The organism is Photorhabdus akhurstii (assembly GCF_019090985.1).
GTDB lineage: Bacteria > Pseudomonadota > Gammaproteobacteria > Enterobacterales > Enterobacteriaceae > Photorhabdus > Photorhabdus akhurstii.
The window spans coordinates 1,037,777-1,057,426 of the sequence record NZ_CP020335.1 but is presented as its reverse complement, the minus strand read 5'-3'; the positions used below and the strand labels follow the sequence as shown (position 1 = coordinate 1,057,426).

General features: G+C 47.8%; 16 protein-coding genes and 1 pseudogene. 10 read left to right on the top strand and 7 right to left on the bottom strand.

Annotation, left to right across the window (positions count from 1 at the left end):
- Positions 1-5: 5 nt before the first annotated feature.
- The 4 genes from agaV to agaR are packed head-to-tail and all read right to left on the bottom strand — an operon-like array spanning position 6 to position 3,772.
- Positions 6-488, bottom strand: coding sequence for a PTS N-acetylgalactosamine transporter subunit IIB (agaV, locus tag B0X70_RS04530; RefSeq protein WP_181147811.1), 483 nt, complete (start codon positions 486-488; stop codon positions 6-8).
- On the bottom strand, positions 454-1,671 hold the full coding sequence (locus B0X70_RS04525; protein WP_217470984.1) for an AgaS family sugar isomerase: 1,218 nt from the start codon (positions 1,669-1,671) through the stop codon (positions 454-456). Before B0X70_RS04525 ends, agaV begins: the two co-directional genes overlap by 35 nt.
- Positions 1,668-2,963 (bottom strand): D-tagatose-bisphosphate aldolase, class II, non-catalytic subunit, encoded by a 1,296-nt coding sequence (locus B0X70_RS04520; RefSeq protein WP_217470983.1) that lies wholly within the window; start codon positions 2,961-2,963, stop codon positions 1,668-1,670. Before B0X70_RS04520 ends, B0X70_RS04525 begins: the two co-directional genes overlap by 4 nt.
- Positions 2,964-2,998: 35 nt before the next feature.
- Positions 2,999-3,772, bottom strand: coding sequence for a transcriptional repressor AgaR (gene agaR, locus B0X70_RS04515; RefSeq protein ID WP_217470982.1), 774 nt, complete (start codon positions 3,770-3,772; stop codon positions 2,999-3,001).
- Between the two features lie 399 nt (positions 3,773-4,171).
- On the opposite strand from agaR, the gene ampC reads away from it, so the two are divergent.
- Complete coding sequence (gene ampC, locus B0X70_RS04510) at positions 4,172-5,329, top strand: class C beta-lactamase (RefSeq protein WP_036808271.1); 1,158 nt, start codon at positions 4,172-4,174, stop codon at positions 5,327-5,329.
- Positions 5,330-5,419: 90 nt separating this feature from the next.
- Here ampC and B0X70_RS04505 read toward each other — a convergent pair whose 3' ends face one another.
- A complete protein-coding gene (locus B0X70_RS04505) occupies positions 5,420-6,718 on the bottom strand; it encodes a Tle-like phospholipase domain-containing protein (RefSeq protein ID WP_217470981.1) in 1,299 nt (432 codons plus the stop codon).
- A 36-nt stretch (positions 6,719-6,754) separates the two neighbouring features.
- Positions 6,755-7,231, bottom strand: coding sequence for a CesT family type III secretion system chaperone (locus B0X70_RS04500; protein ID WP_246593429.1), 477 nt, complete (start codon positions 7,229-7,231; stop codon positions 6,755-6,757).
- Between the two features lie 796 nt (positions 7,232-8,027).
- On the opposite strand from B0X70_RS04500, the gene B0X70_RS04495 reads away from it, so the two are divergent.
- From B0X70_RS04495 to B0X70_RS04475, 5 genes and pseudogenes are all read left to right on the top strand, one after another.
- Positions 8,028-10,142, top strand: a complete 2,115-nt coding sequence (locus tag B0X70_RS04495) for a type VI secretion system Vgr family protein (protein ID WP_246593428.1) — start codon at positions 8,028-8,030, stop codon at positions 10,140-10,142.
- A gap of 2 nt (positions 10,143-10,144) precedes the next feature.
- Entirely contained in the window at positions 10,145-11,503 is a 1,359-nt protein-coding gene (locus tag B0X70_RS04490; protein WP_217470979.1) for a VRR-NUC domain-containing protein, read from the top strand.
- 14 nt (positions 11,504-11,517) lie between these two features.
- The gene (locus B0X70_RS04485; protein ID WP_217470978.1) at positions 11,518-12,663 is read left to right on the top strand and encodes a DUF3396 domain-containing protein; all 1,146 of its coding nucleotides are present in this window, start codon (positions 11,518-11,520) and stop codon (positions 12,661-12,663) included.
- 37 nt (positions 12,664-12,700) lie between these two features.
- A pseudogene (locus tag B0X70_RS04480) lies at positions 12,701-12,955 on the top strand (hypothetical protein); the annotation flags it as partial.
- Positions 12,948-13,220 (top strand): PAAR domain-containing protein, encoded by a 273-nt coding sequence (locus B0X70_RS04475; protein ID WP_217470779.1) that lies wholly within the window; start codon positions 12,948-12,950, stop codon positions 13,218-13,220. The pseudogene B0X70_RS04480 and the gene B0X70_RS04475, both read left to right, overlap by 8 nt.
- Positions 13,221-14,124: 904 nt before the next feature.
- On the opposite strand, the gene B0X70_RS04470 is transcribed toward B0X70_RS04475, so the two are convergent.
- The gene (locus B0X70_RS04470; RefSeq protein WP_217470977.1) at positions 14,125-14,352 is read right to left on the bottom strand and encodes a hypothetical protein; all 228 of its coding nucleotides are present in this window, start codon (positions 14,350-14,352) and stop codon (positions 14,125-14,127) included.
- Positions 14,353-14,923: 571 nt separating this feature from the next.
- Between B0X70_RS04470 and B0X70_RS04465 the strand changes: the two genes are divergently transcribed.
- The 4 genes from B0X70_RS04465 (at position 14,924) to B0X70_RS04450 (ending at position 19,567) form a co-directional block, all read left to right on the top strand.
- Positions 14,924-15,556, top strand: a complete 633-nt coding sequence (locus B0X70_RS04465; RefSeq protein WP_036808296.1) for a response regulator transcription factor — start codon at positions 14,924-14,926, stop codon at positions 15,554-15,556.
- Positions 15,553-17,097, top strand: coding sequence for an MASE1 domain-containing sensor histidine kinase (locus B0X70_RS04460; protein ID WP_217470976.1), 1,545 nt, complete (start codon positions 15,553-15,555; stop codon positions 17,095-17,097). The genes B0X70_RS04465 and B0X70_RS04460 overlap by 4 nt, the downstream gene beginning before the upstream one ends.
- Before the next feature lie 89 nt (positions 17,098-17,186).
- Positions 17,187-18,518, top strand: coding sequence for an MFS transporter family glucose-6-phosphate receptor UhpC (uhpC, locus tag B0X70_RS04455; RefSeq protein WP_217470975.1), 1,332 nt, complete (start codon positions 17,187-17,189; stop codon positions 18,516-18,518).
- Positions 18,519-18,535: 17 nt separating this feature from the next.
- Positions 18,536-19,567 carry an ABC transporter substrate-binding protein gene (locus B0X70_RS04450; protein WP_036808303.1) on the top strand — a complete coding sequence of 344 codons (1,032 nt, stop codon included), beginning with the start codon at positions 18,536-18,538 and terminating at the stop codon, positions 19,565-19,567.
- Positions 19,568-19,650 lie beyond the last annotated feature (83 nt).

The following is a 19,650-nucleotide window of genomic DNA, read 5'->3' as shown; positions in this document are numbered from 1 at the left end:
ACCCCTCAAACCAGCAATTTGGCGATAGGTTCTCCTGCTTCATCCGGCACCCGCCGAATTTCGCAAGTGACTCCCAGTTGCTCCAGTTCACGAAACACCACCACGTCACTGTCATCAACCGAAACCGTCTTATGGATTTGGCGCTTTCCCTCAGAAAAATGCATATTGCCCACATTAACGAAGCGGATCGGTACTCCGCCCTTTACCAGCGTCAGTACATCCTGCGGCGTTTTACAGACGATGAAAATTTTCTGGCGTTCAGCCGCTTTATGAATCACATCAATGGTTTTTTGCAGGGTGAAATAACGCGTCTGAACCCCATCAGAAACCACCATATCCATCAGATTTTGCTGCATCAAATCACCGGCAGCTTGATCGTTAGCCACTAATACCAAATTGGCCCCCAGTGAATTGGTCCAGGTCACACCGACTTGACCATGCACCAACCGGTTATCAATTCGGGTCATTAAAATATTCGGTATCGACATAATCACTCCTGCTACATTTTATTCTTGGTGAATACGATGGATGATAAGGATAAATTTCCACCCCCTTCACCACGCGATTGACTTCCCCTGTCGGACATGGATTGTCTGGCGTTATGCCCAGTGCCAGCGAGGTTTCAAACGCTAACATCTGCAAAAATATCAAATAGGGGAACAACAGCCAGATATCGTCTTGTTCACTGTTAACCACCGTGAACCCTTTCCCCTGTGTGCCGCTCAGCGCCACAATTTGACACGCCAATCCGTCATGATTCAGTTCATGCCATAGATCGAGATCATAACGACGACGATATTGATCAGCGGAGAGCATCATGATCACCAGCGTATCGCGCTCGATCATAAATTTCGGCCCATGACGCACCCCCATTGATGAGTCGTAACGGGTGGCGACATGCCCGGCGGTCAACTCCAGCATCTTGAGCGCCCCCTCCTCTGCTATCCCAGTAAAACAACTGGAACCCAGACACATCATGCGCTTAAAACCACTGCATGCCAGCCGCTTAACTTGTGCCTGCCACTGCCCCCTTTCCCGCTCACACAACGCGATCATCGTCATCAACGCCTCACCACTCTGTTCCAACGTCAACGGCCCTAGCAGCAACACTGTTGCTAACGTCATACAACTGAAACTGGACGTCATAGCAAAGCTCTGGTCATGAGCACCCTGTGGCATATTCAACGAACAGACGTGAGCGCGCCCTTCGGCATAACGCGCTAACGCACCACCGGGATTACAGGTCAGCATCAGGTGATAACAGCGTGGCAGGAGTTGATCCGCCAGTTTTACCGCCGCCACACTCTCGGGGCTATTGCCCGACCGCCCATAGGAAATCAACAAGGTTGAACGTGTTGGATCGAGATATTGCAAAGGAGAAGGCACAATATCTGTAGTGCTGTACGCGACTACATTCAGTCCACACTGCTCACGCAACCAAGGCGCCAGCGTGCGCCCGATAAACGCGGAGGAACCTGCGCCACACAGCACTATCTGTAACTCTGGATCTGATAATAAAGGCTGCAAAAAGGGTCGCCACAATCCCTCCTCACATTGCAGATTTTGATATAACTGACGCCAAAGTTCAGGCTGTTGATGGATCTCTCTGGCAGTATGCAACGCATGATGCTCACGCAACCAGACTTCGGTATAGGAAAACAGCTCATTCATGTTAAAACTCCTTGTACCTCTAGCTCACAAGCCTGCGCATAGCTCAAGAGCACAGAACGAATTTTATCCAACACCCAAGCGTGTGGGTCATTATCCAGCCTGCCGGCATTAACCGCCTGCGCCTGCTCAGGCAGGTACTGACTCAGTAGTGAAAGGGAAACCGGGCGACAACGCAGGTTATCCATCAAAGTATTCACTGCCTGTTGTACTTGCGGATGCGGCCAGTAGTAACGAACGCGATCACTCAAACTGTATTGACGATCAATAAACTGTTGATGCGGTGTACCGTGATAATAGCGGTTCCAGTGCTCCGGCTGCTCAAGCATGACCTGTTCCAGCGTGGCGCACAGATGAGCCGCGCCCTGTTCCCCATTCCATTCACTATCGATTTTATCGAGTGCGAACAGCGCCTCCCGTAAAGCAAAAGTCAAAGCCGGACCGACTTTCAGAATGGCAAAGTGATCACGAACCAACTCACGGTAAGCTTGCGCCGTTTGATAATCAGTGGAATGGGCTTCATAGACTAAATAGGGTTGAGATTCGATATATTGACTCAGCGCCGCTGCACGTTCAGGTTGATAATGTTCGATATGGTGGTGATCGAACTCCACACCCGGTTGCACCACCAACGCAATCACCCGCGGCCATACCGGTTCCAATCCAGCCAATCGCCAGGCTTGTTGATGAACATTCAACGTTGTAGCCGCAGCCTGAGGCGTAGTGACCTGCATTCCTTCTAATGCTTCTTTAGCTCCGCCCGGTACCGGCACTTCGGTACCTATCACATAAACCGGTGGTTCGCCCCCCACCTGCTGCCAACAACGTTCAGCCACCTGACACAAACGAGCCGCGCGTACCGCAACCTCGTTGTCGCCCAGCGGCGTTGGATCATCCAGACAAGACATCGAGCAATCGAGGTGGATCTTACGAAACCCCGCCGCCACATAATCGTGTATCAACGTTTCAGCCAGTTTCATCGCCTGTTCAGCGGGAAGATCCTGCCAGGCATTTGGTCCAAGATGATCGCCTCCTAACCAGACACGATCACGCGGCAACCCAATGCGATCGGCCTGCTGCCAAACTACATCCCGGAATTGAACCGGTTGCATCCCGGTGTAACCGCCAAACTGATTGACCTGATTAGAAGTTGCTTCAATCAGTACCGAGGTCTTACGCTCTTTAGCGACGCGTAAAGCACTTTCCAATACCCAAGGATGAGCGGAACAGACCGAATAGATCCCCACCGCTTCACCTGATTTATGACGACGGATAAGTTGTAATAGTGACTGCATGGTGTCTCCCATGCGGGCAAGAATCTCGGTAAGAACTATTCGTCGGCAATAACCACATCCACGCCGAGTTCAATTAATGCCCGCTTGTAGTTATCGGGGATCCGACTGTCAGTAATCAGCCGATGAATCTGTCCGGCCTGACGGATCATGCAAAAACTTCTGCGCCCAAATTTACTGGCATCCGCCACCGCGATAATTTCATGCGCCACCTCACACATTACGCGATTAAGGTGAGCTTCACCGGGATGTGGCGTGGTTATCCCTGCTTCCAGATCAAAACCATCGACGCCAAGAAATAGGGTGTCAAAGCGATATTGACGTAATTGTTGTTCCGCAGCCGGACCATAGAGCGAGTAGGAGTTTTGACGCACACTCCCGCCAAGCACCATCACCTCCATCCGGTCAAACCCCGCCAGTTCATAGGCGATATTCAACGCGTTAGTCATGACGACCAAATCACGCCGTTCTTTAAGAAATGGCGCGATTTGCGTGGTAGTCGAGCCGGAATCAAGGATCAGGGCATCACCATCCTGAACAAACTGTGCCGCCCTGGCCGCAATGCGCGATTTCACATCACGATTGATCCGGCCTTTATCTTGCAAGGGGCGATCAAAGGCGAATTGCTGATTCAACATGGCGCCGCCATAGGAACGCAATGCACAACCTTTTTGCTCCAGATAACGCAGGTCATTACGGATAGTGACGCTGGAAACCCCAAAACGGGTGCTCAGATGCTCAACACGTACGCTGCCTTCATGACACAACAAGTCGATAATCTGTTCACGTCTTTTTACGGTATCCACAGCCATTCCGTTATACCCCTCAGATTTTCAGCGATAAATTTATGCCGCCTGTGATGAATTGCTTTCCCTCTCTTTCGATTTAATTACAGCAAAAGCAACCAAACGAAATTGTGATCGCTATTACAGTCTATTATATAGACAAAAATAGGCATAAAAGGTTTCGATTAGAAACAAAGCGAAAGAAAATATTAAATTTTCTGGTTACTGACTAGTTACCCAAAAATCAGTTTTCATCCACCTTTTGGGTAACAATTGATATAAAGAAACGAAAGCGCTTGGTTTTCAATCAGCAACCGCAAAGTTTTATTTTGTCAGGTGATAGAGATCACAAATTTTATGATTGGGGGTACAAATCCTGATAAAATCCCGGACTGAAAGCTCTCACTGTAATTAAGGACACATCACATGACAAAACAATTTTCGGTGCTGACAGGCGGGCTGCTGCTTGCCGCTTCTCTCGGCGCTCAAGCCTCGAATACACCCGATCAGGCCCGTCTGACAAATACTGTTGATAAGACCATACACTCCCTGATGCAGGAATATGACATTCCAGGAATGGCGATCGCGGTGACTTTCCGCGGTCAACATTTTTTCTATCAATACGGTGACGCGTCAAAAGAGAACAACACGCCGGTCACCAAAGAGACAATCTTTGAGTTAGGTTCGGTCAGCAAAACCTTTACCGGCAGCCTGATCTCTTGGGCGCAGGTGACGGGAGCCATTTCCCTCTCCGATAAGGCCAGCCATCATTTTCAACCGCTTGCAGGCAGCGCCTTTGACAACATAAACCTGCTGAATATTGCCACCTATACCGCGGGCGGCCTGCCGTTGCAATTCCCCGACGAGATCGACAGCAATAGCAAAATGGTGGACTGGTTTCAGCACTGGCAGCCAAAGTACACTCCCGGAACCTACCGCCAATACTCCAATCCTAGTATTGGCCTGGCGGGCTATATCGCTGCCCAAAGCCTTGAAAAACCCTACTCAATGCTGGTGAAAAACCAGATCCTTTCACCGCTTGGTCTACACCATACCTGGTTTAACGTACCCGCGCAGGAGATGAAAAATTATGCATTGGGTTATTCAAAAGAGAATAAACCGATCCGCATAAACCCCGGCGTGCTGGCTGAGGAAGCCTATGGCCTGAAAACCAGCGCACAGGAACTGATCGGCTTCGTTGACGCGAATATCGATCCTTCCCGCGTAGGTGACAGCAAACTGGCACAGGCGATTCGGGCAACCCATACCGGTTATTACCGGGTAGGTGAGATGACGCAAGGGCTAGGCTGGGAGCTTTATCACTGGCCTGTCACCCTTGAGCAGGTACTGAGCGGCAACTCGGCGCAGCTCGCTTTTCAAGCCAATAAAACTACGGAACTATCGCCGCCAGAGCCGCCAACGGATGCGCTTTTTATCAATAAAACCGGCTCCACCAATGGCTTCGGAGCATATGTCGCGTTTGTGCCGCAAGAGCAAATGGGTATTGTGCTGCTAGCCAACAAAAATTACCCCAATGAGGCGCGCATCAAAGCAGCCTGGCAAATCCTCAAGGCGCTGAAATAACGCTCAATCGCGTTTAAATACTGTGTCTTTAAATACCGTGTCTGTTGACAGCGCCTCCCGCAGGAGGCGCTGTCCTGACATATCGAGTCGTTAAGCCAGTAAGGCTTCCAAACCTGCGGTCACCGACTCCATACGGTGACCACCTGAATGCTCAATCACATAACGCTTGCCTACCTGAGAAGAGGCATCCAGCCCCCAAATACCATGTTCGGCCTTCTGACTCAGCGGATCACTACTGGTATTGATGTGGGTGACGTTGGCACTATCCAACTTATCGGCCAACCGATCCCGCAATCCTACATGCAACCCCATGCTGTTGAATGCGGTGACTTTGATCCCATGTTTAATGCCCGCATATTGCGCCAGCCCGCCGCCTAAAGAGTGGCCCAAAACCTCAACCTTACCGCCATATTGTTTAGTAAAGGCTTTGACCAAGCGGTCCGCATCCTGAAACGCGCTGTCCTTGATCCCCAAAGCCGCGCCGACATCACTCTTTACAGTGCCAGGACGCTTGGTTGGCTGAGTGCCCACAAAGGAGAGCACCATAGTGTCGTCACGCTTGTAGACAGCGACCTTGAGCGCAGACCAGCCATCTCCCTCAAGGATTAAAGGATCATCCTGCCCCTTGCTGGGGCGAACATGCAGGGTTAACTCACTGCCGGTTCCGCCAGTGCCATCCTCCCGGCGAGCCAGTATTGAGGACGGAATATCAGCTAAAGCAGCATGACTGTAACCCGCGGGCATATCCCGATAGCTACTGGAGCAACTGATTCTCGCCAATTGGGCCGCATCCATCACTGCTTTAGCTCCCACAGCATTCAACGGCTCTTGCTCTGCTTTAGCCACAAACGCGGGTTTGGCGATAACCTTGGCAGAATTCAGCAATTGCTCGGCACGCGTTCCAGCCTGCAAACGCTCAGACGCGCCAAGCGGTAGATGCGAGACTCCCTTCGCGCCCGCTCCAGCCAGCCCCAAGGCAGAGGACGCCAGTAAACGCCCGGTGGATTCCGCCAAGTTTTTAACGCCTGCGACACCGACTGAAATTGCACCGCTCGTTACACTACTAGCACCGCCCGTGATATTAGCCAATCCCTTGATAATGGCCCCAGTCCAGTAACGCGCTTTACCTTTGGCACTCTGCGCATGGGAGTCATGTCCTCCCTGTATGGCAGTGCCAATCTTGCGAGCTGGGGCGCTCAATGTCAGATATTTCAGTGTAGTGGTCAGCACCTTGCCCGGCGACACCTGAGTACCAAGACCGGTACTGGTGTAATGGGAGGCAAGATGATGATGAACATTATTATTGCGAGATGGTGCCTGTACTTCTCCGTTCGAGAGGGGCGACAATGCCGTGGCGCTGGGAGAGTGCCCAATACCTTGAATAGACATCTTATTATTCTCCTTGGTTATTCAGATGACGGTCACTTAACATGCGATGGCTGATCCGGGTAATGGATGCGGCGCAGATGCTCCGTTCTGTTGGGTGTTGATCGCCTGAAACTGAGACTGCAAGCTGATCCCAAGATCGAGAAACTCCCCCAAAGTCTGCATAAATGTCGTTTCATCGAACATCTCGATCAATGCGGAGAAGCTCAACACCAAATAATTGGTACGACTGTCCAGACTGATCTGACTGCCGCCGGTGGTAAGACCAAACATATTCAACTCAAGGGCAGCCCGAGTCAGCATCAACTGGCCCGATTCATCTACCGGTAATCGCAACAAAGGAATATAGAGATAAAATGCCTGAACGTCGTCGTTGTCCGGTACTTCAACGACGCACTCTCCACCTTGGCCGAAAGGCACGGTACAGTGACCATCGCTGCCAATGCTCAAAGCCACGCCTTGACGTTCACCCACAAGGCGCAACCATTCCGATACTGTCTGTTGATATGCTTTCACTATGATATTCTCCGCTCGTTATCCCTTACAGACCAAGGGTTTCGCACGCAATAGAAAGTGTGAGCATGTTAACAATCACCGGCAAGCCGTGATTTATTTCCGGGGCGAAGTTTTTTATATCGACGTCGAAATAGCGCCTTACCGGCAGTTGGGTCGCACCGTGCAAATACGGTTCGAATCTACTGCACCCAACTTGGCCGACAGGTGTTATCCCAGTAGCATTAGGTTAATTCATATGAGTTTTACGAGCCGGATCGTATTCCCACCACCACTCAAAAGAGGGAAGTCGTGACTGCTCCCCGCCGTAAAGAGGATGTCGCAAAAGGCCAGCATTGAAAATAAACCCGCAGAGATTTATTGCCTGTTATTGGGAGTGACAACCCATGACAGGCTAAATTTTTCGATTGAAAAGGAGCTATTGAGCGATTTATTAATCAAAGAATTCAATATGAAAAATCGGCATTGATGGCGATTAATTAGCCACTTCATGTGATATTAATCACATTTTCTTCATGTTCATCTGATAAATATCGTGATCTTGTGGTCATATATTTAGAGAGCGAAATTCTCTGTTATCTGTTATCTGTTATCTGTCTCCACTCCATCCTACTCAGTTGGAAGCGGTCTGTTGTTCTCTCTAACGCCACGTATTAAATGATGGCTATTTTACGTTGTCATTTTTTTACCGTGGAACAGACCGGCGCTATTTAAAAGAGCCGCATGTCATGGCTCGTTTAATGGCTTCTTGCGTTATCCCCGCTTCAGGATAATGGCTCAATTATGTAGGGTTTCAAATATGGATGGATTAGTTTTCACCTGCCGAATTGGCGCGCTGCCCCAAACCACCTTTCAGGTAGCGCAATTTACTTTACAGGAAGAGCTGTCACAGCTTTATCGCCTGACGTTAAAAGTAGTTAGCTCACGTGATGACATTCCCCTGAATGAACAACTGGGGGACAGCGCGTCACTGACCATTACCCGCAATGGCGTCACCGAACGGACCATTAATGGGTTGATAACCGGGGCTGAACAGGGTGATACCGATGGCCGTCGCACTTTTTATATTTTCACTGTCCGCCCCACAATGTGGCTGATGACGCTCAATCAGGACAGCCGTATTTTCCATCGGAAGTCTGTACCGGAAATTTTAACGATCCTGCTTAAAGAGCATCGTATCTTATTTACCCGCGATACGCTCTATAAACGCCATGTCGAACGGGAATACACCACGCAAAAACGCGAATCCGCCTATGATTTTTGGTGCCGACTGGCGGCGGAAGAGGGCATTATCTTCTGGTTTGAGGAAAAACAGACGTTGTTCTGTGATTGCCGTCTGGGCATGCAGGCGGATATTGATCTCACTTACAATACGCACCCGGAAACGGACGAGACAGATACCACCGCGTACCAGTGGAGTTATGGCGAATACCTGTGTTCGAATGGCACGGTCCAGAAAGATCGTAACTTTCTTAACCCCAACTACGCACTTGAACACCGGGAGACAACCGACGATAGCGGGCACCATTCGGTGTTTGAAAGTTACGGGCGTTTCCAGTGGGATGCGGAAGGAAAACCGTTTACCCAACTGAGGCTGGAACAGTTACAAAACTACAGCAAAGTCGGTACCGCCAAAACCAACTGTATCCGGCTTCGTCCGGGCAAAATTTTTACCCTGCAATCCCATCCCATAGAGGCCATGAACGACCGCTGGCAGGTGCTGTCTGTCACGCATTATGGGCAGCAACCTGTCGCGTCAAACGACGGCGGCGAAGGGACCACCCTGACCAACGAAGTCGCCTTTATTCCCGGGCGACAGGACTGGCGACCCCCTTACCGCTACAAACCGCTGGCGGACGGTGATGAAGTCGCCACGGTGGTCGGGCCGGGAAGCGAAGAGATTTATGTGAACGAACACGGCGCGATACGCATCCATTTCCACTGGAACCGTTACGATAAAGCGGACGACCTCGCGTCTTGCTGGGTACGGGTGGCACAGGGCTGGAACGGCAACGGTTTCGGTTTTATGGCGATACCGCGCGTCGGGCAGGAGGTGATAGTCAGCTATCTCAACGGCGATATCGACCGCCCGATTGTGACGGGGTGTACCTACAATGGCCTCAACCGTCCGCCGCTTGATTTACCGCTGGAGAAAACCCGTACCACCTTTAAAACCCGGACTCGCGGAGGACAGGGATTTAATGAACTGCGTTTTGAGGATGAAAGAGGCAGCGAGGAAGTGTTTATTCATGCTCAGCGGAATATGAAAACGCAGATCCTCTGGGATAAAACCACGCAGATAGGCCATGACCAGCAAACAGAAGTGGCGCATAACCGCGCGGCGATAATTAAAAACGAGGATGATGAAGCGGTGCAGGGCTGCCAGACGCTTGAAGTCGGTCAAAATCAAACGGTGACCATTAAAGGTCAGCAAGCCATTTCCGTTGGTAAAAGCCATCAATTAAACATCGAAGATAACCAACAAATTACCGTGGGTAAACATATCACAATACACTCGGAAAGCGGGCAAATCACCATTGGGAACGCGGGCGGGCAGATAGTTATTGACCCGATGGGGAATATTCGTATCGAAGGGGTCAGCATCACCATGACTGACCATATCACCGGCAAGAAATCCGCCGGTGCTCTGTTTGATTATTCAGCCCGCTATACCTTGCTGAGTGAGCAAAGCGATAAACCATTGGTGAATGTCCCCTACACCATCACCACCGGCGATGGTCAGGTCATCCCGGGTAAAACTGATGGGCTGGGCAGAACGATAACGGTGCAGAGTGCGGCCGAAGACAATCTGCAACTGCGCTCGCCGGAAGCAACACCCAAGCCGAAGCAAACCTTATACCGGGCCAGCGGTAACACGCCGGTAGAGTATGTTATGGAGTTTATGGAGAAATAAGTATGGCAATATCCAACAACGGCAAGATGTGCCCGGCTGTCACATCAATCACCTGTACGATGGAAATAGGCGTCTTTCCCGCCGATGAAGATCCCTGTTATCTGGCGGAAAAAGCCGAATACGCCCTGCGTCTGCCGGCAATGATTGTCACCAGGCTGGGGGCTATTCGCTTTCTTAATCAGGTCATTATGAGTGGATTGATTAAGGTTGAGGAGCTTAAGCATGACTTCCTGTGGCCCTATAAAGCGGAAGTGGTGTTTGCTATCAGAGGGCCTAAAGATGTACCTCTGCCTATGCTGGCAACCAGTCTGGCCTCTAAACAGCGTTATGGTAATAACTTACCGCAATCCAGTAATCCGTTTGCCCGGCCTTCTGCCGACGACGCAGAGAAATTTGGGGTTGTTGGTATCCGTCGCCCCGATATTATTCTGGTTAAAGATGAAACTCTCCGTTGGCCGGGCAGAAATGCTACCTATTTTGATGGCTCTGAGCACTCCGATAATCTAAAGATGTTAATTGAGGTGAAATTTCCGGGCGATGACCTAAATCAGGGACAACTAACTGATTACATTCAGATTGCGACCGAAGATCGCTTTGGGGTGATGCGTGTCATCGATAACCGTACAGAAGAGCAAAAACAGTATGATGAAGCGTGGCGAAAACTTTATCAGCCCGATTCCCAACACTATAAAAATCCCATCCCACTGGCCCCGCTGCCGCCCGGTTCGCCGCCTGATGAGGAAGCTTTACCCACCCCGCCCGCAGAGGGTGTGCCGGGGACCATTCCGCAACCCCTGACAAAAAATCCACCGCTTCTCAGTACTTCCCGCTGGTCGTTTTTACCCAGCTATGAAGACTGGGTTATCCTCGGGCAGGAAGTGGCGGGTCTGGCTGAAAACGGGTTGAATTATGTCCGCGACAGTACCCGGGAGCTGCTTGCCCAGTTTGGTTCATGGCTCAATCAAACCGGCAAGTGGGTGTGTGAAGAGATTATTGACCCGATAAGCCATCAGGTCAGCTACGCATTTTCTTGGGTCAGTGAACAAACGGGGAAAATCGTGACCTGGACGGAGAGTGAGATAAAAGCCCGGTGGCAGATTGTGCAAGAAGGCTCAGATATCACCCTGGAAGAGCTAAAAAACATTAGCTGGATGCAGATATTGAAAGAGGTGGGTGAAGGCATGCTGGAAGTGGTGGTGATTATTGCCGGTGTTGCCGTTGTTATTCTTGTCACCCTTGCCGTCGCTGCCGCGCTGATTGCACTGGTGGAAATTTTAGCTGCCGCCGCCGCAGTGAGCGCCGCCGCGTTAGCTGCCGTCCTGGCAATATTGGCGAGTGTGACATTCGCCACCGCCTCATAATTAACGGAGAAAATATGGATACTTCAGATTACTTTGCCCAGTTGAAATCACAATTGACCGCGTTTACCTTCCTCAATGGCGATGGGCTGACCGTTTCTCGTCTTGGGATTTCTATCACCTTGTTTTTTAAACAGGGTTACACCCTAGAGAAAAAACAGCGCATTCTGGCCTGCTACCGACGTTTTCGGGAGGAGTTCGGTACTCAACTGCGTTTTCACCGTCATGAGCTAAAAGGATTAAGAAAATATTCGCCGGAAAATATTGCCAAAGTGGAAGAGGGTATTCTTAATCAGAAAAAAAACCAGTTTTCTGGTTGGGTGGTCAGTGATGCCAAAAATGAAGATGAGGCACCTCGTTATTTGATGCGTTACTTGGATTCCCGGGAAGCTAATGGTGACGATGATAGCTCTTACCTAAGCCTGACACTGCCTTGGGATTACTTAAAAGAACAAGACGGCATGGCTCGTTTTATGGCCTGGCTGGACTTTCTGTGTGAACAACTCGAACCGGACAGTGGGGACTGTGGCTACAGTCTGGTCTTACCCAACGACTTCTATGACTACTTTCCTTTAGAGTATCAACTGGCGCAACGTTACCCTTCCTTGCAAGTTAACTCCGCAGTGTTCACAGCTAAATTACAGTATGAACACTCCATCCGTGGCATTAACTGGATCACCCTGCTGTCCAAACGCTTTGTAAACCGATTGGGTGGAGAATACTGGATACGTCAGGTGCTGCGCCCCTACCGGGATGTGGTGATTAGTTCTTACCGTGATGGACTGATAATCCGTGCCGGTCAATACCCGGACTTAACGCCACTGCCGGGCAGTGTCCCGGAGAGTTATTTTGCCATTAACCAACTGATACGTCCGATACGGGTGATACCTCGTGAAGGCCATTCATTGCACTTCTATGGTGAGGGTCATTTTAATTCAACTTCCACCCTGGCCTGGTATGCCCGTTATGACCGGGGACCGCTGCAAGTGACCCCTTTGAAAGGCAACCACCCTGCATTGGTCAGCGGGATCTGGCAAACCGATAGCCTGCCGGGCAAGCAGTACTTCTTTGCTCAGGGTACGATGTCTTTTGATGTTCCAGGTACAAAACCGGGCACAACCCTCTGGCATCTGATCCGGGAAGCGGCAAATATGTGGGAATAACTGATTATCCACCGACTCATAACTCACAGAGAAAATGATGGAAACTGTAGATTACTTTGCCCAGTTGAAATCACAACTGACCGCGTTTACCTTCCTCAATGGCGATGGGCTGACTGTTTCTCGTCTTGGAATTTCTATCACCCTGTTTTTTAAACAGGGCTACACTCAAGAGAAAAAGCAACGCATTCTGGCCTGCTACCAGCGTTTTCGGGAGGAGTTCGGTACTCAACTGCGTTTTCACAGTCATGAGCTGAAAGAGTTAAGAAAATATTCGCCGGAAAATAATGCGCAGTATCGTGGAAAGTAAAAAAATCATCCTTAAAGGCGATACCACAACAACCGGAGGCGAGGTTTTAAATGGTTCCGATTTGGTAAACCAACAACTCTCGGTTGCCTGTAAAGGTGCCCCGGTGTTTTGTCCCGCCTGTAAACAAACCGGCGCGATTGCGGAAGGTTCTAACTTGTTCAATATACAAGGAATACCTGTCGCGCTGGAGGGACACCTTGTTAATTGTGGTTGTCCGACCGGCGCTTGTCGATTACAGGTACGGTCATAACTATCCAATGCTAAAGCCTTTAATTGAAAGGATGGTTTTAAACTGTGATTAAAAGTTATTTTTTAACGTATGATTTTAATCGGTATCTGGTTTTAACCGTTTTTTATCTTTTGGCTATATGCTTTTTGCGAAATTTAAGCATTATGATATATCGTGGTTTTACGTTTAAACTAACATTAATCATATCCGATTTATTTTAACTGACATTGTTTTATAGATATGGTTTTATTGACATGATTTTATCGATATAGTTTTACCCACATTGTTTTACCAATACTGTTTTACCCGTATTACTTTACTGGCAATTCTGCGAGTTTTTATAAATCAATCACCTTTTATCTTTCCTTTATAAATCACTAATCAATAGCTTGATAGTATAAAAACACCGTTAATGTTTTTTAGGATAACGCCTTTTTTAGCATTTAAATCCGGCTAAATTAATCTTTTTATCTCTTTTTTATCACATTTTTTATTGATTTGTTCGTAAAATGATGGTGAGAAAATACTTGAGCGTTAATCTATTCCATTATGTTATTTTACGTGATTATTGCTTTTCAACTCTCGGTTAATGATTAGTGAATTTCGATTAAATGTCATTAATCACGCTACTGAAAAATTTGATTCATTGTGTTAAATCAGTCTGTTGAATGAAGTATTTAACCTCTCCCTGTTTGTCGTTTTAAATAGTCATAGCGGGTTAGGCAAATGTAAAATAAGTGGAGTGTAGTATTACCGATTTACCGATAAGTGGATTAAACATAGCAGGGAATAGGTTGTTTTTAGTCACTCTATACCTTTTAAAAAGCTGACATTAATGGGCTACCTATTTTTTAATCCTTAGTTGATTAATCACCGGTAAAAGGGAAATGTAAATTAAAAAAGTAATGTTGAAAATATGATAAGCTTATACAGCGGTTTTCATTCTGAGGGGGTGTTTGTTTTTAATTGTAAATCGGCCATGACGAAAGGTTTTTACATTTACTGAACCGTATTTAACGTTCTTATTTTCATTAAACTGATATTTAGGTTTTCTGTTTTCTCCTTTTTCTATATTTGACTTTTTAGGTTTAAAACCAGTGAGGGTAGCAGAACGGCTAACGGTATTAAGATTAACGCCCATTTCTTTAATCATTTTTAATGTTGCTAAATATCCTTGCTTTTCTGGGGTTAATCTAAAAGCTGCCCGGTTTTCTACAATTATAGTCTCTGATTTTTCGTAAACTTGTTGCAGTCAGGCAAAATCTTTTATTTAAGCAAGTTGGTTTAATGCGGTTAATACGGTTAAATATTTTGCTAGGATATATTATTGTTATTAGGTTAACACTGTCATCTTTTCACCTTATTTAATCAATTTGAAACCTGTTTTTTCTGATGTATTCTCTTCCAAGGTCAGCATGACATCGGATTTCTTACCCGCTTTTAAAAATCCTTAATCACTGCTTTTTACTTTTGATGATTAAAGTTTTTACCTGTTTTTTCGTGGTTAGCCTGGCCTCTTTTCCCGCTTTTAAAACCACACTGACAGATAAAAAAGGCTTTTTTTAACAATTGCCCCGTAAATCCTGGCCCAATGCGAGGGTTTACGGCGGTTTTTGCTAAATTTGTTAGCTTTCTTGCAGATTTAGTTGATTAATTTGCACAACCTGCTTTTCCTGCACATCATATAAATTATTTCATTAACCATTATCCATTAACGAAAACTTATGATTAGAGTTGCACTTATTGACGACCACGTAGTTGTCCGTTCCGGCTTTGCCCAATTACTCGCGCTTGAAAAGGATATTGAAATCGCCGGGCAATACGCCAATGCCAAAGAAGCTTGGTTGGGTTTACTCAGAAACCCGATTGACGTCGCCGTGATGGATATCGATATGCCCGATGAAAGTGGTTTGCACCTGCTCACCCGGTTACGGCAAAAACAACCTGATTTTCGTACCATTATTCTCAGTATTTATGACACCACGGCATTTGTACAAAGTGCGCTGGATGCCGGCGCCTGCGGCTATCTCACCAAACGATGCGGCCCGGAAGAATTAGTACAGGCAGTACGTTCCGTACATCAAGGCGGTTGCTACTTGTGTGCCGACGCACTAAAAGCACTGCGTCAGACACCACAAGAGATTAAAGCACTGCAAGTTCTGACGCCCAGAGAACGGGAAATATTTTCTCTACTTATCAACGGCATCAATGTTAAAACTATCGCGGAACAACTCAATCTCAGCCATAAAACAGTTCATGTTCATCGTGCCAATATTCTTAGCAAACTCCAGTGTAATAGCACTATTGATCTGGTTCATTACGCTCTGCAACACCAGATTCTAACGGGGAACTCATGAACAGAGGATCACGATTTGGCCTGTTATCACTCTTTCTGCTGTTTTTCTATTCACTGAATTGGCTTGCTCTGTGGACTATCAGCTTCTACCTGAATGATAACGGACAACAAGCGGCACTGCTTTTGCCACAAGGGTTACGGCTGGCACTGTTTATCCTACTAGGATATCGTTACTTACCAACCTTATTAGCCACTGAGATTATTATTCTGCTATGGCTCGGCAGCGAACAACTTATTACTCACAATATCATTCTGTTATCACCCTTTCTCAGCCTAATACCTGCCCTTATCGTGCAACAATTCTGGGGGCGCTATACCCTGTATTGGCAACGGCTCTCAATTCTGCTGGCCGGTGTAGCCGCCAATAGTGTGTTGCAGGCTGTTTGTCTGGGGTTTACGCTGACTGCCGACGCCAGCCATCTGTTTCTCACCTCGTTAACCGGTGGCGTTTTGCTGTCACCTTTTGTTTATCTGATCTATGAATACCTGCGTCAGCAACATCTGAGAAATATGCTGCAACCGAGCGATCCTGATCCGCAGCTACGCCCTTCCTTGTTGATGTGGTGTTGTCTATTCTGCTTGCTCGGGTTAAGCGCCCAGATCTTTATGTCGCCAGAAATTGAGAATCTTTTAATCATTCTCATATTTATCCCCAATGTCTTCATGGCCTACCGTTATGGCTGGCAAGGCGGCGTACTGGCAGCTCTGTTAGGCAGTCTCATGATCACGTCAGCTCGTCAATTCAGTGGTGCTTTTAACGATTTAGGCGAACTGGAAATGTTCCTGACCATTCAATCCTTATTAGGCATAGGTCTGGGGATAGCAATCAGCCGTCAGCAACAGCTCGCTGAAAATTTGCAACGTTACCGTGAATTGCTAGAACGGGAGTTAACCGCCCGCCGTACCCTGATGAAGAAACTGATTCACACAGAAGAAGACGTTTGTAAAAGCATTGCCCGCGAGTTACATGATGAAATTGGTCAGAATATTACCGCCATTCAAATTCAGGCAACGCTGATAAAACGTACCGCCACCACCCCGGCAACAGAAATGATCGCAGAACAGATCAATCATCTTGCTCAACAGATTCATCAATCCACGCGTCAATTATTACGCCAATTGCGCCCACCGGTTCTGGAAGAGATGTCCTTAGAAAAAGCACTTCACCATTTGATCCATGAATTTGCGTTTAAAGAACAAAATATTGATTGCCAGTTGAATTACCAGCTTCCTCAAAATCCAACGGATGAAACGGTGGTTTTTACCCTCTACCGTCTGGTTCAAGAGTTACTGAACAATATCAGCAAGCATGCTCAAGCGACTCGAATCGCTATCATCCTGCGACAACACCGGGATGTGATTGAACTCAGAATCAGTGATAACGGCATCGGCATTACAGAAGACAAAAGAAAAGGCGGATTTGGCCTCCAGGGTATTGAAGAACGTATCCGTGCATTAGGAGGAGATTGGCAATTAAGTAATGATAACGGCACACGCATAACTGTTAACCTGCCCACAAATTCTGATGAAAATCAAGCATAACTAAGAATTATTCCTAGTTGCCTAAAACCTTACCTCATCCATTTTCATTAATTTTTCTTTACATTCCCTTTTTCATGGAGGAACCGGGTATGCAAGCCACCAGCCAGGAACAGATTTCACAACACTATCGCCGCTGGCGTAGCCGCCTGCTGATTTCCATGATTATTGGCTATGCCGCATTTTATCTGACGCGAAAAAGCTTCAACTTTGTCATGCCGGTTATGCAGTTGGAACTAGGACTGGATAAAGGGCATATCGGCTGGATAACCAGTCTGTTCTATCTGGCCTACGGTAGCTCAAAATTTATTTCCGGTGTATTTCATGATCGCACCGGTTATCGCTGGTTTATGGGCGCCGGATTAGTGATGACAGGTGTGTTAAACATTATCTTTGCTTTCTGCTCATCATTTTCCGCCCTGCTGATCATCTGGACACTGAACGGCTTCTTTCAGGGATGGGGCTGGCCGCCTTGCGCCAGATTGCTGACACACTGGTACTCCCGCAATGAACGGGGCTTCTGGTGGGGATATTGGAATACTTCCATCAATATTGTCGGTATCACTATCCCAATATTGTCCGCTTTTCTGGCGACAACTTACGGCTGGCAAACAGCACTGATGATGCCGGGAATTATCGGCATTTTATTGGGTATCTGGCTTTGTCATCAATTATGCGGCATACCACAACAGCAAGGTTTGCCCAGTGTGGGACAGTGGCGGCAGGATTTACTGGAGCTTCGACACGAACAGCTATCGCCCCCCATGCCGATGATGCAGATATTGCGGGATACGATCTTAACTAACAAAACTATCTGGTTGCTAGGATTCTCCTATATTCTGGTCTACCTCATCAGAATGGCGATTAACGATTGGGGAAACCTGTGGCTGTCGGAAACGCATGGCGCCAATCTGCTCAGTGCCAACGCGACGCTCTCACTGTTTGAACTTGGTGGTTTAACCGGCGCCCTATTTTCCGGTTGGGGATCGGATTTACTGTTCCGCGGCCAACGCGCCCCAATGATTCTACTGTCCGCGCTTGGACTGTTCATGTCTGTCACCGCATTGTGGCTGACTCCCATTCATCACTATGCGCTGTTGGCAGCCTGTTTTTTTAGTATCGGTTTTTTTGTATTTGGCCCGCAAATGCTGATTGGACTGGCAGCAACAGAATATTGCCATAAACAAGCCGCCGGCACCGTCACTGGTTATCTGGGATTGTACGCCTACTTGGGCGCGGCAATCGCAGGTTGGCCTCTAAGTCAGATGATTGCCCACTATGGCTGGTCAGGGATGTTTGCCCTACTCACAGCCGCAGCCGCCATGATGGGTTTGCTGTTGATGCCGCTGTTAATGGCGGACGTTGGTAAAAGGGAACATATGGCAGGGATAGCACCGAGACTTTCCGATGACAAGCAGTTTTAAATACCAAGGACAAAATAATGAAACTGAAACCTCTCTCTACACTTATCGCAGCCGGTTTGGTCGTTGCTGCATTTACCAACAGCGCTCAAGCCGCCGGACGATTGATCGTTTATTGCAGCGCCACTAACGCTATGTGTGAAACTGAAACCAGAGCATTCGGTGAAAAATACAATGTAAAAACCACTTTTGTCCGTAACGGCTCAGGCAGTACCTTGGCAAAAATTGAAGCCGAAAAACGCAATCCACAAGCAGATGTCTGGTACGGCGGGACTCTGGACCCACAATCTCAAGCGGGAGAGATGGATCTGCTGGAGCCTTACAAATCCCCTAATCTGACGCAAATCATGCCGCAGTTCCGCGACCCGGCTAAACGTAAAGGCAACTACAGCTCCGCCGTTTACGTCGGCATTCTTGGCTATGGCGTCAACACTGAACGTCTAAAAGAGAAAAATCTGCCGATTCCAACCTGCTGGAAAGATCTCACCAAACCGATATATAAAGGCGAAATTCAGATTGCCGATCCTCAAAGTTCAGGCACTGCTTACACCGCGTTAGCAACCTTTGTTCAACTATGGGGCAAAGATCAGGCATTTGATTATCTGAAAAAACTCAACGCCAATATTTCTCAGTACACCAAATCCGGCATTGCCCCGGCACGCAATGCCGCCCGCGGCGAATCCGCGATTGGTATCGGTTTCCTGCATGATTACTCATTAGAAGTAGAAAATGGCGCACCACTAAAACTTATCGCGCCATGTGAAAGTACCGGTTATGAAATCGGCGGCGTAAGTATCATCAAAAATGCCCGCAATATGGACAACGCCAAACTGTTTGTTGACTGGGTATTATCCAAAGAAGCACAAGAATTGAGCTGGAAGAAAGGGAAAGCTTATCAGATCCTGACCAATACCAAGGCGAAAGCTTCTCCTTTAGCACTTAAATTATCTGATCTGAAACTAATCAATTACGACATGGATAAATATGGCGCCAGTGATGTACGCAAAGAGTTAATTACCAAATGGGTGACAGAAGTGAAAATGGCTAAATAAAGCCAGCCAAGGGCGGAGCATTTCCCGCCCTTAAGAAGCTATCCGTCAGGCTACCTTATGTTCCCGCGCCAATAATGCCTTAA